Consider the following 23,988-nt stretch of genomic DNA (forward strand, 5'->3'; position numbering starts at 1 on the left):
TCAATGCTGACCTTTCATTGCCTGCAACCGGGCATACCACTCCTGCTTACGGCCACCCAGCATTCTGGCCGCAATCGAAGCCCCCTGTTTGACACCCACCCCCTCTGCCAGCAGGGCAGCTAACAACTCATTGGCCTCTATCGACTGCTCATCCCCCTGCACCGCCGGCGGGGCGCCCGAGATAATCACAACAAACTCACCCCGGCTCTGGTTAGGATCTTCAGCGAGCTGATCACGAAGCGCTGCCGGTGATCCCTGAAGAAAGGTTTCAAAGGTTTTGGTTAGTTCTCGTGCCAGCACCACCGAGCGTTCGGGCATTTGCTCGCATAGCGCCTCCAGGGTATGCACAATGCGATGGGGCGACTCGTAAAACACCAGCGTTTCTTCACGGCCCTGCCACTTCTCTAGCGCTTGGCGGCGAGCGCTGGGCTTGGCGGGCAGAAAGCCCCCAAACGTGAAGCGGTCTGTTGGCAGCCCGGCACCTGACAGCGCAGTGACCAACGCACAAGGCCCAGGCAACGGCACAATGTGGCGCCCTCTGGCGCGTAGTTCACGCACCAGCACGAAACCGGGGTCGCAAATCAGCGGCGTACCGGCATCACTGATCAGTGCAATACTTTCACCAGCTGATAAATAACCATCGAGCGTATCGACCCGCTGGGCTTCATTGTGCTCATGCAGCGATATCATGGGCGTATTCACCCCTAAATGGGCGAGTAGCCGTCCGCTATGTCGCGTATCCTCTGCTGCGATACGCGACACATCGGCTAATACCCGAGCAGCACGCGGCGTTAAGTCGTCCAAATTCCCAATTGGCGTGGCAACCACGTACAATGTGCCCGGATGTTGGTGTGTCATCGTGACTCCCGATTTGTTAATAGCTTGCCCTGACGGTGCGCTATGCTTATGGAAAACCACGCTAACCTGCTGATTGACCGCGACAGCGCAAATGGAAACTAAGGAAGGATACATGAAACAGTCACTTCGTGGCCTGTTGGCCACTGCCTTCATGGCACTTCTCATCACCGGGTGCGCCATGCAACCGCCGAGCGTGGTTGACCGAGTGCCCGACCAGGATGCCGGCCGCTTGCTCAGTCAAGCGGAACAGCAAGCCCCAGAGCAGGCTGCTCGCACACGTCTGGAAGCCGCCAATATTTTGGCCCGCCAGGGCCAGCGTGAAAACGCCTTTGATACCGCCAGCAGCATTGATGAAACGCTGCTTAACGACACCGATCGCGTGCGCTGGGCCATGCTATTTTCAGAGCTTGCTCGCGGGTTAAACGACCCACGCGCCGTGTTGCGCGCAACGCAAGTCTTGGACGATGAGCTGCCTATGCAGGCAAATCAGCAGCAAACCCTTGCTGAGCGCCAACAGTGGGCACAGCAAACGCTTGATCAGCAGCCGGGGCAAGTTCAAGTCACCTTACCTGAACTTGAGGGCACCGAAATTCGTCGTATTGTGATTGCACTACCGGAATCTGGCCCGCTAAGCAGCGTTGCCAACACACTTGCCACCGCCATACGCCGCCATAACGAGATTAGTGCTGACGGCGTTCAGTTAAGTTTTATCGATGCTGCCCAGTACTCGCTCGACGAACTGTATAGCCGCGCTCAGCAAATGAATGCCCAGCTAATGATTGGCCCGCTCGATAAGGATCAGGTGTCTCAGCTTGAGCAGCGTGACAGCGTACCGCTGCCTACACTAGCGCTGAACTATGGCAGCGGTGCCAACAATCAAGCACAACGTCTACTGCAGTACGGTTTATCTGCAGAAGATGAAGCCCGGCAGGCAGCGCGCCGTGCTTATCAGGATGGCCAGCGCCAAATGTCGGTGATGGTGCCGGATAATGATTGGGGCCGCCGGGTAGGTGAAGCTTTCTGGAATGAATATCAGCGCTTAGGCGGTGAAGTCACTAATGCAGTGCGCTACAATCCGAGCAGCCCAGTTTCCAACGCTGTGCAAACCGCGCTGAATGTTAGCGGCGAGCGCGCCCGCCTTGGCAACATTGATGCCCTCTTCCTACTAGCGCTTCCCGATTACGCACGCCAGGTGCCGCCCACGCTGGATTATTACTACGCTCCTGACCTGCCCATCTACGCCACCTCGCACCTACATGAAGGCCGGCTGCAAACGCGCTTGGATCAGGATCTGAACGATGTGATGTTCATGGACATTCCCTGGCAAATTCCAGATGCAGCAGTAGGCGGAGAAGAGGTACTACCTTTTTACCCTACCTACCAGCAGTTGCGCGATGAGGCAGATGCCTCGATGTTCCGCTTGATGGCCATGGGTGTTGATGCTTATGAACTTGCTAAACGGATGTCGGACCTGTCCAGCCTAAACGGTTTAAACGGCAGCACTGGGACGTTATCGCTATCAAATGATGGCCGCATCCACCGCGAACTGCCCTGGGCCAAGTTTCAAAATGGCACACCGTCACCCATTTTAATTCCTGGCCTACTGGGTAATGAGCAATAATCCCCAAACTGCCCGTTATCGAGGTGCAGCCATTGAGCGGTTAGCCGCTCAATGGCTGCAGCAGCACGGCCTTCGCCTGGTCACCAACAATCACCATGTAAAAGGCGGAGAGCTTGATCTTGTGATGTATGACCAGGATATTTTGGTCTTTGTCGAGGTCAAACATCGCGCCACAACGCGCCATGGACACCCGCTAGAAATGGTAAACGCGCAAAAACGTCGTCGGTTAATTCGCGCGGCGACGCTTTATATTGCCAAACACAACCTTTCCTGTCCCTGTCGCTTTGATATTCTAGCCATTACAGGCACGCCGCCCACTCTCGAGTTTCAGTGGGAGAAAGCGGCTTTTGACGCTTATTAATACTCTTAACTAGGAAGCCCTGATGGACTTTCAATCCCGTATACTCAGCCATTTCAATGCCAGCATTGATACTAAAACCTATGCCAGCGAAGTACTGCCTCCTTTTATTGAAGTCGCCAGCCAAATGATGGTGCAGTGTCTGGTTAATGAAGGGAAAATTCTTGCGTGTGGTAACGGCGGCAGCGCCGGTGACAGTCAGCATTTTTCTTCTGAGTTACTGAACCGTTTTGAGCGTGAGCGCCCTAGCCTGCCTGCTTTAGCACTAACTACCGACACCTCGACCCTGACATCTATTGCTAATGACTATAGCTATAACGAGGTGTTCTCCAAGCAAATTCGCGCACTGGGCCAGCCAGGCGACGTACTGCTGGCTATTTCAACTAGCGGCAACTCCGCTAACGTTGTACAAGCGATCCAAGCGGCTCACGACCGCGACATGACCGTAGTAGCACTAACCGGGCGTGACGGCGGTAATATGGCCTCTTTACTGGGGCAAGACGACTGCGAGATCCGTGTTCCCGCCACCTCTACCGCACGCATCCAAGAAGTTCATTTGCTCGTTATTCACTGCCTTTGTGATTTAATTGACGAACAGCTGTTTGGTGGCGCTGAGTAATAGCGCACGCCTTGCGAATAATTACTGATCAAGGAGTCATCCTCATGGCCCTGCACTTTTCATCCAAAACACTATTGGCTGCCACGCTCTGCGGCGTGATAGCACTAAGCGGTTGCGCCAACAATAGCGCCTCAAACCCCTCTAACTACGGCCAGCGTAGCAATGACGTAGAAGCTGTCGACGCCACGATTGAACGCGAAGTAGAGCGCGCGCTAGCTCGTGCCGATGCCCGCCTAGGCGATGCACGCATTCGCGCCCACAGCTATAACGGAACGCTGCTGCTAGTTGGACAGGTACCAAGCGAAGAGCTGAAAAACATGGCGGGTAACGTTGCATCGAACTTACGCGGCGTGGACAAAGTTCATAATGAGCTTACCGTCGCCGCCAACCTGCCCGCCACCCAGCGGCTAACAGATACGTGGCTGACCACCAATGTCATAAGCTACCTGGCAACGAATGACCGCATTGACTCTTCCAAACTGAAGGTCACCACGGAAAACGCCAGTGTCTATTTAATGGGCATGGTGACTCGGGAAGAGGCAGACCGCATTGTGAATGCAGCCTCCTCCGTGGGTGGCGTGCAACGCATTGTTAAGGTTTTTGACTACCTTGACTAACGCCTAGATGCTAGAAAACAGCCTCGCCAAATAGTTGGCGAGGCTGTTTTGTATTTGGCTACCGAGACTGCTATCTGACTGATTACTTCACAACGCGCAGCGTCGGTTTTTTCTTGGGCTTGTCATCGCCAGACGCCTTATCAGACGACTGGCTGGACGCTTGCTCAGAGGTTGGCTCAGTGAGTGTCAGCTCAGGCTTTGCCGATTCTGTGTCAGTGTCTGCTTCTCCAGCTTCATCATCCTGCTCTTCAAACCCAGCAGCATCAAGCTCAGGCTCGTGACCGAACACCATACCCGCACCATTCTCACGGGCGTAGATGGCGATAAGCGCAGGCGTTGGGATCATCACCTGCATAGGCTGGCCACCAAATCGAGCATTAAAACCAATAGCCTGATTTTCCATAAACAGGCCACGCACCGCCGTCGGCGCTACATTGAGCACAATTTGCCCATTCTGAACAAATTGCCGTGGTACTTCCACCCCAGGCTGCGTGGCGTCAACCACGAGGTAGGGCGTTAATTCATTGTCTAACAGCCACTCATAGAGGGCTCGGGCGAGATAGGGACGGCTCGATTTCATAAGACTCCCTCCTCCTAACAAATATGGCCTCTTGCCCACAGAGCTAAGAGGCCGAATGAATTCAAGCGCGCATCTCTTTTTCACGCTCATTCAAAGATGCTTTAAACGCTTCGCGCTCAAATACCCGCGACATGTAACCTAACAGCGGCTTCACTTGCTTCTCGGGCAACTCAATATTCAGCTCAGGTAAACGCCACAGGATCGGTGCCAAACAGCAATCTACCAGCGTAAACTCTTCACTCATGAAATAAGGCATATCTTCAAAGATGGGCGAAATGCCAATTAGGCTTTCACGCAGCTCTTTACGCGCCTTATCGGCCTCTTTCTTACCACCGGTACGAATCTGCTCTAACATCGGGCACCATTCGCGCTCAATGCGATGCATCCACAGACGGCTTTGAGCACGCGCTACAGGGTAGACCGGCAGCAAGGGCGGATGAGGAAAACGCTCATCCAGATACTCCATCATTACCTTGGATTCATAAAGCACCAAGTCACGATCCAGCAGCGTCGGAACGCTGTTGTACGGATTGAGGTCTGCTAACTCTTCAGGCGGCTGCTCCTCAGCGACATCGACGATGTCGACCGCTACTCCTTTTTCAGCCAGAACAATGCGCACTCGATGACTGAAATGATCATCACTACCCGAGTAAAAGATCATTGACGACCGCTTGGCCACAACACCCATGAAAGCATCCTCGCATCAAAACAATTCTCGATAATAACATGCCAGCACCCTCTTATGGGAAGGTAGCCAACGATACATAATGACGCCGCAAACAAACAAAAGGCGCACGGCTTTCGCCGTGCGCCCGAACCGCCTATCCTACTTTACTGATTAGTGGACGTCTCGCCAGTACTCACGTTTGAGCAGGTAAGCAATCACACCAAAAATAAAGATAAAGATAAGTACTTTAGGTGCCAGGGCTTGCGCCTGCAGCTTGGAAGGCTCACCCACGTAGGCCAGGAAGTTGGTCAGGTCATACACCGCTTCCTCAAACTCCGCAGGTTCCATAGCGCCAGGCTGAGTGACTTGCAGCACATCACAAGACTGGTACTTACCGGAAAGCGGATCCGGCTCGTGGCCAGCCACCGGCTGATCGGTCTCAGCACACACCAACTCCTGAACACCCTGGAGGGGCTCCAGCACGTTAGGCATAGCCACCAAATCGAAAACGGTGTTATTCACACCAGTGGGACGACTCGGGTCTTTGTAAAAGCCCAACAGATAGGAGTAGATCCAGTCAGTGCCACGTAGGCGCGCTTCCAGCGTCAAGTCGGGCGGCGGAGCACCAAACCAAGACTCTGCATCGCCACGATCCATCGCAATGTGCATCTGGTCGTTGAACGCTAAATCTGAGGAGAAGATTAAGTTCTCTTCTACCAGATCCTGGGGGATACCCAGATCATCAGCCGCGCGCGCAAAGCGCTGGTGCTCAAGAGAGTGACAGCCCATGCAATAATTGACATAGAGCTTCATGCCATTTTGCAGAGACGCCTGATCCTGTAGGTCAGGATCCATGCTGTGAGGCACACTTGCGCCACCAGCCGCCATCGCGGTTACCGGCACTATTGCGAAGAGCAGTGCTAATAGTTGCTTTTTCATTAGCCAGTCACCCTTTCCGGAACGGGTTTGGTCTTCTCCAGCTTGGTGTAGAGCGGCATCAGCAGGAAGAAGGCGAAGTAAATGGCTGTACACACCTGCGCTAGAATTGTGCGGCCTGTTGTGGACGGCAGCACACCTAGAATACCAAGAATTACAAAGCTGATGCAGAACAGCAGCAGCATAACTTTTGACATCCAGCCTTTGTAACGCATAGAGCGCACAGGGCTGCGGTCAAGCCACGGTAGCACGAACAGCACAGCAATCGCCGCGCCCATGCAGACAACACCCAGGAACTTAGCATCAAGCCCGAACAGCGAGAAGGTAATCGCCCGTAGAATGGCGTAGAACGGCGTGAAATACCAAACAGGCGCAATATGGTCAGGCGTTTTCAGCGGGTTAGCCGGTTCAAAGTTCGGCTTCTCGATGAAGTAACCACCCCCTTCCGGGAAGTAGAACACCACCACGCAGAAAACAAACAGGAAGACCGCAATACCCACCAAATCTTTCACGGTGTAGTAAGGGTGGAAAGCAATGCCATCAAGCGGCTTACCGGTCTCATCTTTCTTCTGCTTGATATCGATGCCGTCGGGGTTATTAGAGCCCACTTCGTGCAGCGCAATAATGTGCAGTACCACCAACGCCAAAATGACGATGGGCAGCGCGACGACGTGCAACGCAAAGAAACGGTTCAGCGTAATACCGGAGATCAGGAAGTCACCACGCACCCACTGAGCGAGGTCCGGACCAATGCCAGGGATCGCTGAGAACAGCGAGATAATAACCTGGGCACCCCAGTAGGACATCTGTCCCCAAGGCAGCAGGTAGCCCATGAAGGCTTCTGCCATTAGCGCAAGATAGATCGCCATACCAAAGATCCATACCAGCTCACGCGGGGCTTTATAAGAGCCATACATCAAACCGCGGAACATATGCATATAGATCACTACGAAGAAGGCGGACGCCCCCGTGGTATGCATGTAGCGAATCAACCACCCCCACTCTACATCACGCATGATGTATTCAACTGAGGCAAACGCGCCTTCAGCTGAAGGGTTAAAGCTCATGGTCAACCACACACCGGTTAAGATTTGGTTTACCAGCACCAGCAGCGCCAGCACACCAAAAATGTAGAAGAAGTTGAAGTTCTTCGGCGCGTAGTACTTGGTCAAGTGGTCCTGCATCATTTGAGTGGCAGGGAAACGATCATCCACCCAACGCATGATACCGCTTTCGGCCTTTGCCTTATTTGGATTAGCCATTAGGCACTCTCCTCGTCTTCGCCGATCACGATGATGTCATCGCTTTCAAAGCGATAGGGCGGCACTTCAAGGTTAGTCGGCGCAGGAACGTTACTAAAGACGCGACCGGCTAAGTCAAAGCGAGAGCCGTGGCATGGGCAGAAGAAACCACCCGGCCAATTATCGACGCCCACCCCTTCCGCATCCGGCTCAGGCCGGAACAGAGGAGAACAACCCAAATGCGTACAGATACCGATCAATACGCCAATTTCAGGCTTAATGGAGCGCAGGCCACCCTGAATATAAGTAGGCTGCTGTGGCACTTCTGATTCTGGATCCGCCAGGCTATCTGCCCCTAGCGCTTCAGTACGCTCGATCATCTCAGGCGTACGGTTGATAATCCAAATCGGGCGACCACGCCATTCGACGGTCATACGCTGCCCCGGCTCAAGCTTGGAAATATCCGCTTGAACCGGCGCGCCTGCCGCCCTTGCCTTGGCACTAGGCTGCCAAGATGCCACAAAGGGGACCGCAACCCCGACAGCGCCCACCGCCCCCACAACGGAGGTGGCGCCTACGAGGAAACGGCGCCGGCCTTTGTTTACGCCGTTATCTGCCATTTCTGGTTTCTCCCATCAGCTTACCCGTTCCGTCGCAAAGGCGTCTTGCGACGACGAATATCAAATACAGTCTATGTTAAAAAAACAAAGCGCTCTGCACAAGAACAACCGCCCCGGACCATGGTGGTACGAGCGTTATAATTTTTTGATATTCCAATAAAAAACGCCCAGGTCTTTGACCTGGGCGTTTTTGCCGCATAGCGTAAAATTAACGCTTGGAGAACTGCGGACGACGACGTGCTTTACGCAGACCGACTTTCTTACGCTCAACCTGACGAGCATCGCGGGTAACGTAACCAGCGGCACGCAGCGTAGGACGCAGGTCTTCGTTGTAGTTCATCAGGGCACGCGTGATGCCGTGACGGATAGCGCCAGCCTGTGAAGAGCCGCCGCCGCCTTCAACAGTAACGTAGACGTCGAACTGGTTTAGGGTTTCAGTCAGCTCTAACGGCTGACGAACAACCATGCGACCGGTAACACGACCGAAGTACTGGTCAAGCTCACGGTTGTTGACGGTAATTTTGCCGGAACCCGGCTTTAGGAACACACGAGCGGTGGAAGTCTTGCGGCGCCCGGTACCGTAATACTGCTGTGTCATGGCGAAGATTTCCTCAGATGTTCAGTTCAAGCGGCTGCTGGGCAGCATGCGGATGCTCGGCACCGGCGTACACTTTTAACTTGGAGTACATGGCGCGACCCAACGGACCTTTCGGCAGCATGCCTTTAACGGCAGACTCGATGATACGCTCGGGAGCGTGGTCGAGCATTTTGTCGAATGTCATGGAGCGCAGACCGCCCGGGTAACCTGTGTGGCGGTAGTAGGTTTTAGCCTTCGCCTTGTTACCGGTTACTTGGACTTTCTCTGCATTGATCACGACGATGTAGTCGCCGGTATCAACGTGAGGGGTAAATTCGGGCTTATGCTTGCCACGCAGGCGGCGAGCAATCTCGGTTGCCAGACGACCGAGCGTTTTGTCCGTAGCGTCGACAATGTACCAGTCGCGCTGGACGGACTGCGGCTTAGCACTGAACGTCTTCATGGATGAAATCACCAGATTAAGTGTGTTGGGTGACTCACACCGCCAAGCGGTGAAGCACCATCCCTATTTTTTTTGGTTGCTGACTTTAGCCAGCAACATGTAGCGAGGCGGCATTCTACAGTAAGCATGTGCCCAAGTTAAGTGCCGTAGCTATTTTTTTGATGCATGCGCAGGCGCTAGGGTTTATGAGCCAGCGCCAAGTACTCGCGAGACTGCATCTCCTGGAGCCGCGACAGAGTACGCTGAAACTCAAATGTGAGCTTACCGTCGCTGTACAGCGACTCCACCGGCACCTCAGCGGACATCAACAGCTTTACGCCACGGTCATAAAACTCATCCACCATGTTGATAAAGCGCCGCGCCTGATCATCCGTTTTACCATCCATTCGCGGGACGTTGGCTACCAACACTGTGTGAAACTCCCGAGCAAGCTCGATATAGTCATTTTGGCTACGAGGGCCATCGCACAGCTCGGCAAACTCAAACCACACCACATCATCATGCAAGCGGCGAGTTTTCAGCACTCGGTGATTCACCTCCAGCGGCGCGCCCTCCTCACCCGGCTGTCCGGCAATTTCTCTGAAGCTGCGTGCCAATTCCTGCTCGGCAGCGTCATCTAAAGGCGCATGGAAAATTTCTGCACGCTCAAGAGCACGCAAGCGGTAGTCGACCCCTGAATCAACGTTGACCACCTCACAGTGACGGTTCACCAACTCAATAGCAGGCACAAATCGTGCACGCTGCAAGCCGTCTTTATAGAGGTCATTGGGTACAATATTCGACGTCGCCACCAGCACAACACCACGTTCAAACAGTGCTTCCAGCAAATTGGCCAGAATCATCGCGTCGGTAATGTCTTTAACAAAAAACTCATCAAAGCAGATTACCCTCGCCTCTGCCGCAAATTTACCGGCGATGAGCGTAAGCGGATTTTTCTCGCCCTTATAGTGTGTCAGTTCGTTGTGCACCCGCTGCATAAAGCGGTGGAAATGCGTGCGCATCTTCTCGGGAAACGGCAGTGCTTCATAAAAGGTATCGACTAAGTAAGTTTTTCCACGCCCCACGCCACCCCAAAAATAGAGCCCTTTCACCTGCGGTACTGGGGGTTTGGCCGGTTCATTTTTCTTACCCAGCAAGCCTGCCATTTTGGCCTTGATGCCTTTACTGGCGACTATCGCTTTGGGCACCGTGGTCGGCGCTGACACCAACTCATCATAGAGGCGCTGCAGATGCTTCACTGCTTGTTCTTGGGCAGAGTCATATTGGAAATCGCTACGCTTGAGGTCTTCTTGATAACGCTCAAGCGGCGTTGGCCGGCGCGTTTGATCAGACGCCTGACGTGCAGATACTGATGCCATTAATGTGCTCCCGCAACGCATTGTCCAAGCCGTATCCTCGACGCGCCACCGCCCGCCAGATAAAGCTTGCTCAATAAAATGGGGCTAATTATACGCCGCTTAAACGCTAAGCGCATGAGTGGATTGACCCAACCGACTTAGACGCGCCTATAATGGGGCTGTTTTTAAAGCCACGCCCTGTGTTCAGTGGCGCGCATTACTTAGGGAGAAGACTGTGGAAGCAAGCTCGCCATTCACTTTTGCAATCATTGGATTAATCGTCGGTTTTATCATCGGCTTAGTGTGCTATCGACTTTTCAGCAAAGGTGCGCGGGATGCCGCTTCACTCAAGCAGACACTGCTTGAACGTGAACACCAAATCGCTGAACTAAAGAAAGGCATGAGCAGCCACTTAACGAGCATTCAGCAGCGCTTAGAAAACATTCGCCACGAAGCTGATCAGCTTGAGCAACAGGTAGAAAACGAAGCAACTCAGTGGAAACTATCCAGCGTTAAGCCGTCATCCAGCACCACCACAAGCGACACTGAAAACGACAGCAACGTGGCAATGCCTAGAGACTACGCAGCGGGCAAAAACGGTACGCTGTCAGAAGATTTTGGCTTAAAAGAGAGCCACCAACCTACTGAAGGTACAGCAGCACAACCTCCCCGCTACTAAGGCAAACGCCGCCATTACTGCCGCGTATCGCCAGCAGGGCACCCGATCAATGAGCGACAGGTGCCCTGCGCCCTTGAGTTAGGCAGGATTATCAATATCCACAAAACGATGCTCCACACCGAACTCACTGCCTAGCCACTCACCAAGTGCTTGGACACCATAACGCTCAGTGGCGTGGTGGCCCGCCGCAATATAGTGAATCCCCATTTCACGCGCCAAATGCGTGGTACGCTCAGATATTTCTCCAGACACAAACACCTGCGCCCCTGCTTCGTAGGCAGCGGTGATCATATCCTGTGCTCCGCCCGTACACCATGCGATTCGCTCTATAGGCTGCTCAGCAAACGGCGCTTCCACAACAAGAGGAGACCGCTGAAGCGTGGTGCTTATTTGCTCAGCAAGCTCACCTATACTTTGGGGCGCAACCAAACGCCCCGACCAGAGCAGCCCTTCCCCCAGCTCCCCATCCAAACAGCCTTCTACTTTCCAACCGAGCCGCTTAGCTAACTGAGCATTGTTGCCCATCTCCGCATGGGCATCTAATGGCAAATGATAGGCAAGAAGGCTTATATCATTGGCGAGCAACGTTTTAATGCGGCGCTGTTTCATCCCTGTAATAGGCACTGGCTCGTTTTTCCAAAAATAACCGTGATGCACCAACACCATGTCAGCCTGCCATGCTACCGCCTCATCCAACAGCGCCTGGCACGCCGTCACTCCTGACATCACTCGCTTGACGGTATCACGCCCTTCAACTTGCAACCCATTAACCGTAAAGTCCTTAAATTGCTCGGCTCGCAGCTGATGGTCACAAGCGGCGACAAGTTGATCGCGATGATTCACACTCACTCCTTAACAGTTTAAACAGCCACCGTGAGGCACAGCGGCATTCAGTGTTACCATAACGCCATTGTAAAACTCGCTCCGCATTATCGCGAACCTCGCGACTATTTAGACTGCCACCCGCTGAGGAATCCTCGCATGCACCGTTCTGTGCTGCCCTATTTATGGCCCATTACCACGGGGCTCTTGCTAGCTGCCGTGCTACTGCTCGCGTTCCCAGAGCAGTTGCCAAACCCGTTTCGACAGACTCCGCCCGCAGCGGTGGAAACCCCCCCGGCACTGGTACCCACTACCAGCAACGAGCAGAGCACTAACCGACCTGCGCCCGACATTCGCCAAGCAGAACCTCTTGCCCGCAACCAGGGCCCGGCTAGCTACTCCGATGCAGTTAACCAAGCGGCGCCTGCGGTGGTGAACATCTATTCATCCCGGATTGTTGAGCGCGACCAGCATCCACTGATGTCAGACCCCTTTTTCCGGCAGTTCTTCAGCGGTGACGATGCCACAACCCATCAACGGATGCTCTCCAGCTTGGGATCTGGCGTCATTGTCAGCAAGGATGGCTATGTACTGACTAACCATCATGTGATTAATGGCGCGGATCAAATCCAGGTTGCCCTACGCGATGGGCGTGAAACGCTGGCCGAAGTGATTGGTACAGATCCAGAAAGCGACTTAGCAGTGCTGCGCATTGATCTTGAAAATCTACCGGTGATTGAGCTTGCCGACTCAGAACAGGTCGCCGTCGGCGATGTGGCACTGGCAATTGGCAACCCCTTCGGCGTTGGCCAAACCGTCACCATGGGCATTATTAGCGCCACAGGGCGCAGCCATTTAGGGCTTAATGCATATGAGGATTTTATTCAGACCGATGCGGCCATTAACCCCGGCAACTCAGGCGGCGCACTAGTTAATCCTGATGGCGCTCTAGTGGGAATTAATACGGCAATTTTCTCACGTTCAGGCGGCTCTCAAGGTATCGGCTTCGCAATTCCCGCCAACCTTGCCCACAGCATACTCAATGAGCTGGTGACTCGCGGTCGCGTAATTCGCGGCTGGCTGGGCATTGAGGCTCAGGCGCTTTCGCGAGAGCTCGCAGCCTCGTTTGGGCTACGCACCCCACAAGGCGTGATCGTGGCAGGCGTGGTAAGCGGCGGACCTGCCGCACAGGCAGGCTTACAACCGGGGGATGTGCTGCTCTCTATTGATGGCCAGGTCATTTTAGATGCACGCGCTACTATGAGTGACATTGCATCTATTCCTCCCGGCACGTCACTGCCTCTGACGATTGTCCGCGGCGGTGAGCGAATGGAGATGACGCTGGAGGTAGGCGAGCGCCCTGTGCCGACCAACGCAACATCAGCCGACAGGCAGAGCGGCTCTTAAAGCCGCCCTGCTGCACTAAACACACTGCCCGTTAATCGCGAATCCGGTACTCGGCAGAGCGAGCATGGGCAGTGAGGTACTCCCCACGGGCCAACACCGAAGCGACTTTACCCAGCTCAGACGCCCCTTCAGGGGAACAGTGGATAATGGAAGAGCGTTTCTGGAAGTCGTACACCCCGAGCGGTGATGAGAATCGCGCCGTGCCGGATGTCGGCAGCACATGGTTCGGCCCCGCGCAGTAATCCCCAAGCGCTTCCGACGTGTGGCGCCCCATAAAGATAGCGCCCGCATGGCGGATATCGTCTAGCCATGCCTCAGGCTCAGCAACCGACAATTCAAGATGCTCAGGAGCGATACGGTTAATCATCTCAACCGCTTCGGCCTGATCTGTACACAGAATCAGCGCGCCGCGACGGTTCAGAGACGCGCGGGCAATCTTTTCGCGCTCTAGCGTTGGCAGTAGCCGCTCAATAGAAGCCGCCACCGCATCGAGGTGCGCGGCGTCCCAGCTCACCAAAATCGCCTGGGCATCTTCGTCATGCTCCGCCTGAGAGAAGAGGTCCATGGCGATCCAATCCGGGTCGGTTTGCCCATCCGACACCACCATGATTTCGGAAGGTCCGGCAATCATATCGATGCCGACCTGGCCGAACACGGCCCGCTTGGCAGTGGCCACGTAGATGTTGCCGGGTCCCACAATTTTATCGACCCGAGGAACGCTTTGCGTACCGTAGGCAAGCGCGGCAACGGCCTGGGCGCCACCAATAGTGAACACGTAGTCCACGCCCGCTAGGTGCGCCGCCGCCAATACCAGATCATTCAACACACCATCAGGGGTAGGTACTACCATGACGATTTCACGCACACCTGCCACGTGGGCAGGAATGGCATTCATCAGCACGGACGACGGATAAGCCGCCTTACCGCCTGGAACATAGATGCCTGCACAATCAAGCGGTGTTACTTTTTGGCCTAACACCGTGCCATCGGCTTCTTCATACTGCCAAGAGGTCGGTTTTTGCCGCTCGTGGTAGCGCTTAATACGCTCGGCAGCCATTGCCAGGGCATCACGCTGCTCGGCAGGCAAACCGTCATACGCCTTCTTTAACTGCTCTGGCGTTAGGCGCAATTGCGCCATCGATTCGACCGATAGACGGTCAAAGCGGTTGGTTGCCTCAATGACCGCCTGATCACCGCGTTGCTTAACGTCTGCCAAGATTTCCTCAACACGAGCCTGGACCGCTTTATCAGACACGCCCTCCCAATCCAACAGCGCATCGAGGCGCTGATGGAAAGCCGTTTCACTGGTCGAGAGGCGGGCAATAGTGGCTGTGGTTGTATCGCTCATGATGAACCTCGTGTCATTCGATAGGCTGCGTCTGACGCTTTTTTACGGCACTTTCCAGGCGCGCTAGCAGCGGCTTAATACGGTCGTGCTTCATGGTCATGGCCGCTTTGTTGACCACCAAACGCGTGCTGATATGGGCAATGAGCTCGCGGGGTTCCATACCGTTAGCGCGAAGCGTATTACCAGTGTCGACGATATCGACGATCTCATCGGCCAAGTTCATGAGCGGAGCCAGCTCCATCGCCCCGTAGAGCTTGATGACCTCTGCCTGGATCCCCTGCTCGGCGTAGTAGCGACGCGCTACGTTGACGAACTTGGTCGCCACTCGGCGGCGTGCTTTGGCAGGGGGCTGCCCGGTAACACCCGCAGTCATCAGCTTGCAGCGAGCAATCTCCAGGTCTAGCGGCTCATAAAGGCCTTCCGCGCCATGCTCAAGCAGCACGTCTTTACCTGCAATGCCCACATCGGCGGCACCTAATTGTACGTAGGTGGGCACATCGGTGGCGCGGATGATCACCAGCTTGACGTCCGGAAAGTTAGTATCAAAAAGCAGCTTGCGGCTTTTACTTAAGTCTTCAGCGGGCGTAATGCCCGCATCTGCCAGCAGAGGCAGCGTTTCATCCAAAATACGCCCTTTTGAAAGGGCTAAAATCAGTTGCTTACTCATGGTCTAAGGCCAGTGTTGTCCGCGTGGCTTAGCCGGGGATACGGCGAATTTTCGCCCCCAGCAGCTGTAATTTTTCCTCGATACACTCGTAGCCACGATCAATATGGTAGATGCGATCGACCAGGGTCTCTCCTTCGGCCATCATGGCCGCAATGACCAGAGATGCCGAAGCACGAAGGTCCGTTGCCATCACCGGGGCTCCAGAAAGCTTATCAACGCCCTTAATTAACGCGGCGTTACCCTCCAGTACGATATTCGCGCCCATCCGGTTCAGCTCTTGAACGTGCATAAAGCGGTTTTCGAAGATCGTCTCCACCACCCGTGAATGCCCTTCTGCGACGGCATTCATAGCGACGAACTGCGCCTGCATATCGGTGGGGAATGCGGGATAAGGCGCCGTACGGATATTGACCGCCTTCGGGCGCTTGCCATGCATATCCAGCGAAATCCAATCGTCACCGCTGTCGATCTCCGCACCCGCCTCCTCCAGCTTAGCGAGTACCGCTTCAAGAATATCGGCCCGGGTACGCTTCACTTTCACCCGCCCGCCGGTCATTGCCGCCGCGACCAGGAAGGTGCCAGTCTCGATACGGTCGGGCATGACATCGTGCTCGCAGCCGTGCAGCGAGGCAACGCCATCGATAACGATGGTGTCCGTGCCGTGACCACGAATCTGCGCGCCCATCTTGATCAGGCACTCGGCCAGATCGACGACCTCAGGCTCACGGGCGGCGTTTTCGAGAATGGTGCGCCCCTCTGCCAACGTTGCAGCCATCAGCAGGTTTTCCGTACCAGTGACAGTCACGGTATCGAAAAAGATCGTTGCGCCTTTTAAACGGCCGTCGACACGGGCACGAATATAGCCCGCTTCAACGTGGATCTCCGCCCCCATGGCTTCCAGGCCACGCAGGTGCAAATCCACCGGGCGTGAGCCAATGGCACAACCACCAGGCAGTGAGACATCCGCCTTACCAAAGTGCGCCAGCAGCGGCCCCAGCACCAGAATAGAGGCGCGCATCTTTTTCACCAGTTCGTAAGGCGCATGGCATTGAGTGACCTGAGAGCCATCCAGTTGAATGCTCAGTTTTTCACCCATCACAGGCTCAACGCCCATTCGTCCCAGCAGCTCAAGCGTGGTGGTAATATCCTGCAAATGCGGCAGGTTACCGATAACCACTGGGCCATCTGCCAATAGGCTCGCGCATAGAATAGGCAGCGCGGCATTTTTCGCACCGCTTGCCCATACTTCGCCATCCACCGAGCCATTGCCCGTAATAATGAGTTTATCCATGGAGCGGCCGTTACTGAGCGTTTTCCGCCGCAGTTTGCCACTGCGTCGGAGTAAACGTTTTAATGCTGATAGCGTGCAGTGCACCCGAAGCGATTTCCTCGCTAAGCGCTGCGTATACAAGCTGTTGACGCTTCACTGGAGAAAGACCTTCAAAGGCTTCACCAACTGCAATCACCTGAAAATTGCAGCCTTCACCCTGGATGTGAAACTCACACCCATCGATGCGGGATTCAAGCAGTGCTTTTACCTCGTTGGGTTGCATGAGACAGGAAACTCCTTTGGGGTCGTTGAAATAGTAAGCAATAGGCGAACATGATAAAGAAAAGCGACACGCTTGGCGATGCCGTGCAAGCCACCAATAAATAGAGCAGCCCGTGGGCTGCTCTAAAGATCGCTCAGTTCAAGCTGAAACGGATGAGGAAGTAAGCGCATCCAACTCCGCCAAAGAGGCCAGCCGCTTGAGCGGGGCCGACAAGACAATCGAACGAACCGTGATCTGCAGCGCTTGGCAAGCACGCAGCCATTCAAATAAGACACTAATAGCAACGCTGCTGGCCTTACTGACTTGCTCAAAGTCAAAGCAGACCTCTAAACACTTGGCACTGCGTAGCCATTTCACACCTGCAGCGGCCACCTCAGTCGCTACATTCATTGTCAGGTCGCCAGCAACCATGAGCGCATCACCCTGAATCGTTAGGGACACCTCTGAACGAGACAGCAGCGATGTCACGCGTCGCCTCCCTGCTCTAGCTCGTCCACACCTATTTCTGGTGCCCAACCACGGATGACCGCATCATAATCGCGGTTATTGTCACGCATGGCTTGGTCGAACTGATTACGGAAGGTCAAGCCCAGGTTAATGCCGTTGACAATCACGTTCACGACACGCCATTGGCCGTCAGAAAGACGCAGGCTATAGCTCACCGGGTAGACTTGACCATTGCTCGCCACGACTTCCATATCGACGCTGGCTTGATCTTCATAACGCTGGCCGCGCTGCTCGTTCAGTACACGCAACTCATCGTAATCAAAGGTCACCAACCCACGGGTGTAGGTATCGATCAAGGTTTGGCGAAATACATTGGCAAACTGGCTACGCTGTTCGGGCGTCGCATTACGGAAATAGCTGCCCATCACGCTGGCACCGATATAGCGAAAATCAGCCACTTCATTAAGGCTATCGTTTACTAGCGCTTTCAGCTCATCCAGGTTGTTAGCGTAGTAATCCTTTCTGCCATTGACCTGACTCATGAATGATTCGATATTTTCACGAATCATCGCCTCTGGAGACTGCGTTTGCGCCTGGGCTAGCAGCGGGGTTATCAGCAGCATTACCGCGAAAGCCATCCGCTGAACGAAAGCAGGTAAAACGTTATGCATCATACTGACCTCTTTACTGAAGATAACTGAACGCATTTAGTTGCTGACCATATTGGATACGAATTGCTGAATAAGTTCTTCAAGCACCAAAGCAGACTGCGTATCGCGAATAACATCGCCCTCCTCTAGCACGTCGGGCGCGCCGCCTACGCTCAAGCCAATGTACTGTTCACCCAACAGGCCTGCTGTCAATATCGCAGCGGTGGTGTCCTGAGAAAGCTGGCCTTCAAGCTCGCTATTAAGGCTTAGCGTCACGCGGGCATCATACCACTCAGTATCCAACTCTATTGCCTCTACCCGGCCCACCGTGACACCCGCCATGGTAACGCGTGCACGCGGTTTCAAACCGCCGATGTTGGCAAAGTTTGCCTCAAGACGGAACGTATCAGAGGGCGCTGAGAGCGTTAAGCCGCTGACTCGCAGGCCGAGAAATACCAGCCCTATGATGCCAGCCAACATAAACAGGCCAACGCCAAACTCCATGGTTTTGCTGCGCTTCATGACATTACTCCACCCTTAAAGGCCGCCGAACATAACGGCGGTTAAAACGAAATCCAGCCCTAGCACCGCTAACGAGGAGTAGACCACCGTACGGGTGGTAGCTCGAGAAATCCCCTCAGAGGTTGGTACTAGGTCATAACCCTGAAACACAGCAATCCAGGTCACCACCAGCGCGAACACCACGCTCTTGATCATGCCATTGCCGATATCATCGATGAACGACACGCTGGCCTGCATATTGCTCCAATAAGAGCCCTCAAACACGCCCAGCCACTCTACGCCCACCAAGTAGCCACCCCAGATGCCTACCACGCTAAAGCCCACAGTAAGAATAGGCAGCGCCACAAAGCCTGCCCACAGCCTTGGAGCTACCACGCGTCGCAGCGGGTCTACCCCTATCATTTCCATACTGGTGAGCTGCTCGGTGGCCTTCATCAGGCCAATTTCAGCCGTTAATGCAGACCCTGCCCGCCCGGCAAACAGCAGTGCTGCCACTACAGGGGCCAGCTCACGTAGTAGCGAAAGCGCCACCATTTGGCCCAGCGCCTGCTCGGCGCCGAAATCCACCAAAATGGTATATCCCTGAAGCGCCAGCACCATGCCAATAAACAGCCCTGACACCAGCACAATGGCCAACGACAGCACACCAACAAAGTGCATTTGACGCAACCAAAGCGACCACCCTTCTCGAGAAGGCACGCCCACTGCCGATTGGGCGAGAAACACCGTGGCGCGCCCCAGGGCCTCGACCACATCGCACCCTTTCCGACCCAGGCGGGTAACCCGCGCCGTGTAGTGAGAAAATTTAGACTGCATCTACCCTGCCTTAAGTGCTAAATCGTGACCGAGAATATCCCGGTAGAGCGTCTCTGCGGGATAGTGAAACGGCACCGGACCATCTGGCTCGCCGTGCATAAATTGGCTCACACGAGGGTCTTGATTCACCTCTAGCGAGCTCGGAGTGCCGTGCGCCACCACCTGCCCATCCGCAATCAGGTAGAGGTAGTCGGCAATACTCAGCGTTTCCTTGATATCATGGGAGACCACTACCGAGGTCAGCGACAGCGCCTGATTGAGCCGCTTGATCAATTGCACCAGCACGCCCATAGAGATAGGGTCCTGGCCTACAAATGGCTCATCATAAAGGATTAACTCAGGGTCAAGTGCGACTGCCCGCGCTAATGCCACCCGCCGCGCCATACCCCCTGATAGCTCAGCGGGAGTTAAATGCCTTGCCCCCCGCAACCCTACTGCCTGCAACTTTAGCAACACTAAGTCGCGAATCATGGTATCGGGCAAGTCAGTATGCACCCGCAGCGGGAAGGCCACATTCTCGAAAACATCTAAGTCCGAAAACAGCGCGCCGCTCTGAAACAGCATTCCCATGCGCTTACGTAGCGTAAACAACGCCTTGCGTGACAGGCGGTGAACATCCTGCCCATCAATTAAAATCCGCCCACGGTCTGGCGTTAATTGGCCACCAATAAGCTTCAATAGCGTTGTTTTACCCGTGCCGCTTGGCCCCATAATGGCGGTGACTTTGCCACGCGGAATGGTCATATTAACGCCACGGAAGATATCGTTATCTCCACGGGAAAAGTAAACATCTTCAACCTGTATGAAGGGAACATCCGTCATAAGCTGATTGACCTTCATCGTGTTGCCAGAACGCGTCAGTATAAACCGACTGGGCGCGGGGCAGTTTAGAAAACAGTGTTTTCGAAATATTATCGAACATCGTATCCTAACGCTACTCTTAGTAACAGTCGCGCAAATTATTGCCGTACAAACCATTCGTCAATAGAACTCGCTAATACCGCGGGTACTTGCTGCATGCTTTAGCTAAACACTGCTTCAAGATGTTATTCTTACTAGTCACCTATTCACATCATGAAACGAGACACGCCATGCGTCAGCCACTCTCCACACCCAGCCAACTGCGTGAAAGTGCGCTGCGCACCTTGCAAATCGAGCAAGCGGCTATTGGGGGCTTGCAAGCCAAGCTAGATGAAGGCTTTGACCACGCCTGTCAGCTTATGCTTGCCTGTCAGGGACGCGTGGTAGTCACCGGCATGGGAAAGTCAGGTCATATCGCCGGCAAAATCGCAGCCACCCTAGCCAGCACAGGCACTCCAGCCTTTTTTGTTCACCCAGGTGAAGCCAGCCATGGCGACTTGGGCATGATTACCCGCGCCGATGTGGTTTTGGCACTCTCTAACTCCGGTGAAACCGCTGAAGTAACGGCCCTACTTCCGCTACTCAAGCGTCTTGGCACACCGCTGGTCAGTATGACTGGCCGCCCAGGCTCCACTCTTGCACAGCACTCAGACGCCCACCTGGATAGCGGTGTAGAACGAGAAGCCTGCCCGCTTGACCTAGCACCCACCAGCTCCACCACCGCCGCCCTTGCCCTAGGCGACGCCCTTGCTGTTGCCCTATTGGAAGCACGGGGCTTTACCGCTGAAGACTTTGCCCTCTCTCACCCTGGCGGCAGCCTCGGTAAGCGCTTACTACTGCGTGTTAGCGACTTAATGCACGATGGCTCACGGCTCCCTCAAGTAGCGCTGGGCAGCCCGCTGCGCGATGCACTACTTGAGATAACCCGCCAAGGGCTGGGCTTTACCTGCGTGGTGGATAGCGAAGGCCGTCTTGCCGGGGTCTATACCGACGGCGACTTGCGTCGCACGCTAGACCAATACCACGACCTGCGCGATGTTCAGGTAGATGACGTAATGACGCGCCCCGGCAAGCGCATTGGTCCAGACATACTAGCTGCCGAAGCGGTGCGCATTATGGAAGATAACCGTATCACTGCACTGGCTGTTGTTGATGAACAGCAGCGCCCCATCGGCGCGCTGCATATGCATGACCTGCTTGCCAGCGGCGTTATTTAACGACTTTATACTGCTTTTTTGGCAATAGATGATGGAGGCTTTATGGCCCTACCTGATGCACTACTCGACCGGCTTCGCCGCGTAAAACTGCTTGCGATTGATGTAGACGGTGTACTTACTGACGGCCGTCTCTATTTTCAGGCTGACGGTATCGAAATCAAAGCGTTTCACACCCAGGACGGTCATGGCCTGAAGTTACTCAAGCGTGTCGGCATCCATGTGGCGCTGATTACCGGCCGTGATTCACCTATGGTGAGCCAGCGCGCTGCTGCCTTAGGAATCACTCACGTGCACCAGGGCTGTGAAGACAAACTCACTACCCTGAGAGCGCTTTGTCAGCGGCTTGATATCACCTTAGAACAGGTCGCCTACTGTGGAGATGACCTACCTGATCTTGCTCCGATCAAGCGCTCCGGTGTCGGTATTACGGTCCCCAATGCTCCGGACTACATGCACACCCATGCCGACTGGATCACTGAACGCCTTGGCGGACACGGGGCTGTGCGTGAAATTTGCGATACGCTCCTAACGTCTCAAGGGCACTGGGATGCCGTACTCGATACGTATCTGCACGGACAGTCATAATGCGCTTTAGGGTAAGAAAACGGGGCTGGATCACGGCAATGGTCATCGCCCTAGGCGGCGTGCTGGTTTGGCTAGACCCTCGCGGCCCCCAGGAGACTGAGATTGACTCTGAAGCTCGTGCCCAGGAACCTGGGCACGTATTAGAGAATGCCGAAATTACCCTATTTGGCGAAACAGGCACTATTCAGCAGTCTCTGGTAACCCCACGGCTGGTGCATACTCCGCAAACGGCAATGACTGACGTGCTGTCACCCCGTGCCACGCTGTTTGATAGCGAACAACGTGAGTGGCTCGCCACGGCGAACACTGGCACCCTCAATACCGAAACCCAAGCATTAACATTGGCAGGCTCCGCGCGGCTACTAGCGCCTGAAGAGGGGTGGCAGCTTGATACCGAACTATTAAACTACGACGGGACCACCCGGCATGCTTGGAGCGACACCCACGTAGTGTTGCAGCAGCCCCCTCAGCGTATGGAAGCCTCTCGAATGGATGTATGGCTGGATGACAGCCAAGTCCGTTTAACCAACAACGTGCGCGGCGTTCATCCGCCGGCCACCCGTTCCCCTTAGGAGTCGCGATGAATGCTCTAATCCGCACTGCACTTTTTGCCCTAGCCGTGCCGCTTGTCACGACTGCACTGCCTGTAGCGGCACAAAACCAAGCGCCCATTCATGTGGAGGCCGACCGGTTAGACCTTGACCAACGAGCAGGGACAGCCGTGTACACCGGTAACGTTGACATTCGCCAAGGCAATATGCAGCTACGCGGCGAGCGTGTCGAAATTCAGCGTAACGATGCTGGCGAGTTGTCTCGCGCCATCGCTACGGGCGAGCGTGCTTACTTGCGTAACCAAATTGAAGACCAAGAAACCCCTATAGAAGGCTGGGCGCGTCGGATTATTTATCACGTTTCCGAACGCCGGGTTGAGCTGATTGACCAAGCTGAGCTGACCCAGCAAGGAGATCACTTCCAAGGTGGACGTTTAGAGTACTTTATCGATCAAGAAGTAGTACAAGCACGCTCTGACGTTAGCGGCAGTGAAAATCAGCGTATTCGTATGACCCTTCAGCCCGAACAATAGGAAGTGGCCACGTGGCAGCATCAACATCCCCAGAACCCACACCAGTAAAAACGCTCTACGCCCATCATTTAGCGAAGAGCTATAAGCGCCGCCGTGTGGTTAAAGATATTAATCTGGAAATCACTCAAGGTAGCGTGGTTGGGCTACTTGGCCCTAATGGTGCAGGTAAAACCACCTCGTTTTATATGATTGTGGGGTTGGTCAAATCGGATGCGGGCAAAGTAGGCATTGACGACCTTGACCTCACTCATGCTCCTATGCATGAACGCGCCATGGCAGGGATTGGTTACCTACCCCAGGAAGCTTCCATCTTCCGCAAGCTCTCCGTGGCCGACAACATTATGGCCATTTTAGAGACACGCAAAGAGCTTGATCGAAGCGCCCGGGAAGCACAACTTGAGTTACTACTTGAAGATTTTCACATCACTCATATACGCGACAACTTAGGCATGAGTCTTTCTGGGGGCGAACGCCGCCGTGTTGAAATCGCCCGCTCTTTGGCCACCGAACCGGCCTTTATCCTGCTGGATGAACCTTTTGCCGGGGTTGACCCGATTTCCGTTGGGGAAATTAAAACTATCATTCGAGCGTTAAAGAAACGCCACATTGGTGTATTGATCACCGACCATAACGTTCGTGAAACGCTGGATATTTGTGATATTGCCTACATTGTTGGCGACGGTCACATCATTGCCAGTGGAAACGCCCAGGAAATCCTCAACAACCAGAAGGTTCGAGATGTCTATTTAGGCGCCGATTTCCGCCTTTAAACAGTGACCTGCAGAAGCATTTCTTTTAGTGGCATGCTTATTGCACTTGCACCAAGCCATAACTCG

30 protein-coding genes are annotated in these 23,988 nt (G+C 54.5%); 11 read left to right on the forward strand and 19 right to left on the reverse strand.

Annotated features, from left to right (window positions below):
* A complete protein-coding gene (gene rsmI / locus BIS10_RS01470) occupies positions 1–858 on the reverse strand; it encodes a 16S rRNA (cytidine(1402)-2'-O)-methyltransferase (RefSeq protein WP_253501736.1) in 858 nt (285 codons plus the stop codon).
* Positions 859–970: 112 nt separating this feature from the next.
* Here rsmI and BIS10_RS01475 point away from each other — a divergent pair, with 112 nt between their 5' ends.
* Genes BIS10_RS01475 through BIS10_RS01490 form a run of 4 tightly spaced genes read left to right on the forward strand, consistent with a single transcriptional unit; the run spans position 971 to position 4,073 of the window.
* On the forward strand, positions 971–2,479 hold the full coding sequence (locus BIS10_RS01475; protein WP_253501740.1) for a penicillin-binding protein activator: 1,509 nt from the start codon (positions 971–973) through the stop codon (positions 2,477–2,479).
* The gene (locus BIS10_RS01480; RefSeq protein ID WP_253501743.1) at positions 2,469–2,840 is read left to right on the forward strand and encodes a YraN family protein; all 372 of its coding nucleotides are present in this window, start codon (positions 2,469–2,471) and stop codon (positions 2,838–2,840) included. Before BIS10_RS01475 ends, BIS10_RS01480 begins: the two co-directional genes overlap by 11 nt.
* Positions 2,841–2,862: 22 nt before the next feature.
* Complete coding sequence (locus tag BIS10_RS01485) at positions 2,863–3,456, forward strand: phosphoheptose isomerase (protein WP_054641051.1); 594 nt, start codon at positions 2,863–2,865, stop codon at positions 3,454–3,456.
* Between the two features lie 44 nt (positions 3,457–3,500).
* Positions 3,501–4,073, forward strand: a complete 573-nt coding sequence (locus BIS10_RS01490; protein WP_044629176.1) for a BON domain-containing protein — start codon at positions 3,501–3,503, stop codon at positions 4,071–4,073.
* Positions 4,074–4,155: 82 nt separating this feature from the next.
* On the opposite strand, the gene BIS10_RS01495 is transcribed toward BIS10_RS01490, so the two are convergent.
* From BIS10_RS01495 to zapE, 8 genes are all read right to left on the reverse strand, one after another.
* Positions 4,156–4,653 (reverse strand): ClpXP protease specificity-enhancing factor, encoded by a 498-nt coding sequence (locus BIS10_RS01495; protein ID WP_253501745.1) that lies wholly within the window; start codon positions 4,651–4,653, stop codon positions 4,156–4,158.
* A gap of 61 nt (positions 4,654–4,714) precedes the next feature.
* Positions 4,715–5,341, reverse strand: coding sequence for a stringent starvation protein SspA (gene sspA, locus BIS10_RS01500; RefSeq protein WP_253501747.1), 627 nt, complete (start codon positions 5,339–5,341; stop codon positions 4,715–4,717).
* Positions 5,342–5,491: 150 nt separating this feature from the next.
* Positions 5,492–6,259: a cytochrome c1 gene (locus BIS10_RS01505; protein ID WP_253501749.1), complete on the reverse strand. Its 768-nt coding sequence runs from the start codon at positions 6,257–6,259 to the stop codon at positions 5,492–5,494.
* On the reverse strand, positions 6,259–7,518 hold the full coding sequence (locus tag BIS10_RS01510; RefSeq protein WP_253501752.1) for a cytochrome bc complex cytochrome b subunit: 1,260 nt from the start codon (positions 7,516–7,518) through the stop codon (positions 6,259–6,261). Before BIS10_RS01510 ends, BIS10_RS01505 begins: the two co-directional genes overlap by 1 nt.
* On the reverse strand, positions 7,518–8,117 hold the full coding sequence (petA, locus tag BIS10_RS01515) for a ubiquinol-cytochrome c reductase iron-sulfur subunit (RefSeq protein WP_253501755.1): 600 nt from the start codon (positions 8,115–8,117) through the stop codon (positions 7,518–7,520). Before petA ends, BIS10_RS01510 begins: the two co-directional genes overlap by 1 nt.
* Positions 8,118–8,325: 208 nt before the next feature.
* Entirely contained in the window at positions 8,326–8,715 is a 390-nt protein-coding gene (gene rpsI, locus BIS10_RS01520) for a 30S ribosomal protein S9 (protein ID WP_044629966.1), read from the reverse strand.
* Between the two features lie 13 nt (positions 8,716–8,728).
* Entirely contained in the window at positions 8,729–9,157 is a 429-nt protein-coding gene (gene rplM / locus BIS10_RS01525) for a 50S ribosomal protein L13 (protein WP_044629965.1), read from the reverse strand.
* A 176-nt stretch (positions 9,158–9,333) separates the two neighbouring features.
* Positions 9,334–10,515, reverse strand: coding sequence for a cell division protein ZapE (gene zapE, locus BIS10_RS01530; RefSeq protein ID WP_253501758.1), 1,182 nt, complete (start codon positions 10,513–10,515; stop codon positions 9,334–9,336).
* 214 nt (positions 10,516–10,729) lie between these two features.
* Here zapE and BIS10_RS01535 point away from each other — a divergent pair, with 214 nt between their 5' ends.
* Entirely contained in the window at positions 10,730–11,173 is a 444-nt protein-coding gene (locus BIS10_RS01535) for a ZapG family protein (protein WP_054641297.1), read from the forward strand.
* Positions 11,174–11,251: 78 nt separating this feature from the next.
* Here the strand turns inward: BIS10_RS01535 and BIS10_RS01540 are convergent, their stop codons facing one another.
* Entirely contained in the window at positions 11,252–12,016 is a 765-nt protein-coding gene (locus tag BIS10_RS01540; RefSeq protein ID WP_392567143.1) for a Nif3-like dinuclear metal center hexameric protein, read from the reverse strand.
* A gap of 138 nt (positions 12,017–12,154) precedes the next feature.
* On the opposite strand from BIS10_RS01540, the gene BIS10_RS01545 reads away from it, so the two are divergent.
* Positions 12,155–13,402 (forward strand): Do family serine endopeptidase, encoded by a 1,248-nt coding sequence (locus tag BIS10_RS01545; RefSeq protein WP_044629961.1) that lies wholly within the window; start codon positions 12,155–12,157, stop codon positions 13,400–13,402.
* Positions 13,403–13,433: 31 nt separating this feature from the next.
* Here the strand turns inward: BIS10_RS01545 and hisD are convergent, their stop codons facing one another.
* The 9 genes from hisD to BIS10_RS01590 all read right to left on the reverse strand — a co-directional run bounded on the left by hisD (position 13,434) and on the right by BIS10_RS01590 (position 20,227).
* Positions 13,434–14,750 carry a histidinol dehydrogenase gene (gene hisD / locus BIS10_RS01550; RefSeq protein WP_253501760.1) on the reverse strand — a complete coding sequence of 439 codons (1,317 nt, stop codon included), beginning with the start codon at positions 14,748–14,750 and terminating at the stop codon, positions 13,434–13,436.
* 13 nt (positions 14,751–14,763) lie between these two features.
* Entirely contained in the window at positions 14,764–15,417 is a 654-nt protein-coding gene (hisG, locus tag BIS10_RS01555; RefSeq protein ID WP_253501762.1) for an ATP phosphoribosyltransferase, read from the reverse strand.
* Positions 15,418–15,445: 28 nt separating this feature from the next.
* Complete coding sequence (gene murA / locus BIS10_RS01560) at positions 15,446–16,708, reverse strand: UDP-N-acetylglucosamine 1-carboxyvinyltransferase (protein ID WP_253501764.1); 1,263 nt, start codon at positions 16,706–16,708, stop codon at positions 15,446–15,448.
* Positions 16,709–16,718: 10 nt separating this feature from the next.
* Positions 16,719–16,970 (reverse strand): BolA family protein, encoded by a 252-nt coding sequence (locus BIS10_RS01565; RefSeq protein WP_044629957.1) that lies wholly within the window; start codon positions 16,968–16,970, stop codon positions 16,719–16,721.
* Positions 16,971–17,108: 138 nt separating this feature from the next.
* A complete protein-coding gene (locus tag BIS10_RS01570) occupies positions 17,109–17,438 on the reverse strand; it encodes an STAS domain-containing protein (protein ID WP_044629956.1) in 330 nt (109 codons plus the stop codon).
* Positions 17,435–18,088, reverse strand: a complete 654-nt coding sequence (locus BIS10_RS01575) for a phospholipid-binding protein MlaC (RefSeq protein WP_392567144.1) — start codon at positions 18,086–18,088, stop codon at positions 17,435–17,437. The genes BIS10_RS01570 and BIS10_RS01575 overlap by 4 nt, the downstream gene beginning before the upstream one ends.
* A 36-nt stretch (positions 18,089–18,124) precedes the next feature.
* Positions 18,125–18,589, reverse strand: coding sequence for an outer membrane lipid asymmetry maintenance protein MlaD (gene mlaD / locus BIS10_RS01580; protein ID WP_253501768.1), 465 nt, complete (start codon positions 18,587–18,589; stop codon positions 18,125–18,127).
* 15 nt (positions 18,590–18,604) lie between these two features.
* Entirely contained in the window at positions 18,605–19,405 is an 801-nt protein-coding gene (mlaE, locus tag BIS10_RS01585; protein WP_044629953.1) for a lipid asymmetry maintenance ABC transporter permease subunit MlaE, read from the reverse strand.
* Positions 19,406–20,227 carry an ATP-binding cassette domain-containing protein gene (locus BIS10_RS01590; protein ID WP_062373478.1) on the reverse strand — a complete coding sequence of 274 codons (822 nt, stop codon included), beginning with the start codon at positions 20,225–20,227 and terminating at the stop codon, positions 19,406–19,408.
* 269 nt (positions 20,228–20,496) lie between these two features.
* Here BIS10_RS01590 and BIS10_RS01595 point away from each other — a divergent pair, with 269 nt between their 5' ends.
* Genes BIS10_RS01595 through lptB form a run of 5 tightly spaced genes read left to right on the forward strand, consistent with a single transcriptional unit; the run spans position 20,497 to position 23,922 of the window.
* The gene (locus tag BIS10_RS01595) at positions 20,497–21,483 is read left to right on the forward strand and encodes a KpsF/GutQ family sugar-phosphate isomerase (RefSeq protein WP_253501770.1); all 987 of its coding nucleotides are present in this window, start codon (positions 20,497–20,499) and stop codon (positions 21,481–21,483) included.
* A 42-nt stretch (positions 21,484–21,525) separates the two neighbouring features.
* Positions 21,526–22,068, forward strand: a complete 543-nt coding sequence (locus BIS10_RS01600; protein WP_253501772.1) for an HAD family hydrolase — start codon at positions 21,526–21,528, stop codon at positions 22,066–22,068.
* Positions 22,068–22,640: an LPS export ABC transporter periplasmic protein LptC gene (gene lptC / locus BIS10_RS01605; protein WP_253501775.1), complete on the forward strand. Its 573-nt coding sequence runs from the start codon at positions 22,068–22,070 to the stop codon at positions 22,638–22,640. The genes BIS10_RS01600 and lptC overlap by 1 nt, the downstream gene beginning before the upstream one ends.
* 8 nt (positions 22,641–22,648) lie before the next feature.
* The gene (gene lptA / locus BIS10_RS01610) at positions 22,649–23,152 is read left to right on the forward strand and encodes a lipopolysaccharide transport periplasmic protein LptA (RefSeq protein ID WP_253501777.1); all 504 of its coding nucleotides are present in this window, start codon (positions 22,649–22,651) and stop codon (positions 23,150–23,152) included.
* Between the two features lie 11 nt (positions 23,153–23,163).
* Complete coding sequence (gene lptB, locus BIS10_RS01615) at positions 23,164–23,922, forward strand: LPS export ABC transporter ATP-binding protein (protein ID WP_253501780.1); 759 nt, start codon at positions 23,164–23,166, stop codon at positions 23,920–23,922.
* Positions 23,923–23,988: the final 66 nt, after the last annotated feature.

Source organism: Halomonas sp. 707B3, assembly GCF_024158645.1.
Taxonomy (GTDB): domain Bacteria; phylum Pseudomonadota; class Gammaproteobacteria; order Pseudomonadales; family Halomonadaceae; genus Vreelandella; species Vreelandella lionensis.

Coding starts and splice junctions, on each gene's coding strand:
- rsmI (WP_253501736.1), bottom strand. CDS start 858: ATGACACACCAACATCCGGGCACATTGTACGTGGTTGCCACGCCAATT.
- BIS10_RS01475 (WP_253501740.1), top strand. CDS start 971: ATGAAACAGTCACTTCGTGGCCTGTTGGCCACTGCCTTCATGGCACTT.
- BIS10_RS01480 (WP_253501743.1), top strand. CDS start 2,469: ATGAGCAATAATCCCCAAACTGCCCGTTATCGAGGTGCAGCCATTGAG.
- BIS10_RS01485 (WP_054641051.1), top strand. CDS start 2,863: ATGGACTTTCAATCCCGTATACTCAGCCATTTCAATGCCAGCATTGAT.
- BIS10_RS01490 (WP_044629176.1), top strand. CDS start 3,501: ATGGCCCTGCACTTTTCATCCAAAACACTATTGGCTGCCACGCTCTGC.
- BIS10_RS01495 (WP_253501745.1), bottom strand. CDS start 4,653: ATGAAATCGAGCCGTCCCTATCTCGCCCGAGCCCTCTATGAGTGGCTG.
- sspA (WP_253501747.1), bottom strand. CDS start 5,341: ATGGGTGTTGTGGCCAAGCGGTCGTCAATGATCTTTTACTCGGGTAGT.
- BIS10_RS01505 (WP_253501749.1), bottom strand. CDS start 6,259: ATGAAAAAGCAACTATTAGCACTGCTCTTCGCAATAGTGCCGGTAACC.
- BIS10_RS01510 (WP_253501752.1), bottom strand. CDS start 7,518: ATGGCTAATCCAAATAAGGCAAAGGCCGAAAGCGGTATCATGCGTTGG.
- petA (WP_253501755.1), bottom strand. CDS start 8,117: ATGGCAGATAACGGCGTAAACAAAGGCCGGCGCCGTTTCCTCGTAGGC.
- rpsI (WP_044629966.1), bottom strand. CDS start 8,715: ATGACACAGCAGTATTACGGTACCGGGCGCCGCAAGACTTCCACCGCT.
- rplM (WP_044629965.1), bottom strand. CDS start 9,157: ATGAAGACGTTCAGTGCTAAGCCGCAGTCCGTCCAGCGCGACTGGTAC.
- zapE (WP_253501758.1), bottom strand. CDS start 10,515: ATGGCATCAGTATCTGCACGTCAGGCGTCTGATCAAACGCGCCGGCCA.
- BIS10_RS01545 (WP_044629961.1), top strand. CDS start 12,155: ATGCACCGTTCTGTGCTGCCCTATTTATGGCCCATTACCACGGGGCTC.
- hisD (WP_253501760.1), bottom strand. CDS start 14,750: ATGAGCGATACAACCACAGCCACTATTGCCCGCCTCTCGACCAGTGAA.
- hisG (WP_253501762.1), bottom strand. CDS start 15,417: ATGAGTAAGCAACTGATTTTAGCCCTTTCAAAAGGGCGTATTTTGGAT.
- murA (WP_253501764.1), bottom strand. CDS start 16,708: ATGGATAAACTCATTATTACGGGCAATGGCTCGGTGGATGGCGAAGTA.
- BIS10_RS01565 (WP_044629957.1), bottom strand. CDS start 16,970: ATGCAACCCAACGAGGTAAAAGCACTGCTTGAATCCCGCATCGATGGG.
- BIS10_RS01575 (WP_392567144.1), bottom strand. CDS start 18,088: ATGCATAACGTTTTACCTGCTTTCGTTCAGCGGATGGCTTTCGCGGTA.
- mlaD (WP_253501768.1), bottom strand. CDS start 18,589: ATGAAGCGCAGCAAAACCATGGAGTTTGGCGTTGGCCTGTTTATGTTG.
- mlaE (WP_044629953.1), bottom strand. CDS start 19,405: ATGCAGTCTAAATTTTCTCACTACACGGCGCGGGTTACCCGCCTGGGT.
- BIS10_RS01590 (WP_062373478.1), bottom strand. CDS start 20,227: ATGACGGATGTTCCCTTCATACAGGTTGAAGATGTTTACTTTTCCCGT.
- BIS10_RS01595 (WP_253501770.1), top strand. CDS start 20,497: ATGCGTCAGCCACTCTCCACACCCAGCCAACTGCGTGAAAGTGCGCTG.
- BIS10_RS01600 (WP_253501772.1), top strand. CDS start 21,526: ATGGCCCTACCTGATGCACTACTCGACCGGCTTCGCCGCGTAAAACTG.
- lptC (WP_253501775.1), top strand. CDS start 22,068: ATGCGCTTTAGGGTAAGAAAACGGGGCTGGATCACGGCAATGGTCATC.
- lptA (WP_253501777.1), top strand. CDS start 22,649: ATGAATGCTCTAATCCGCACTGCACTTTTTGCCCTAGCCGTGCCGCTT.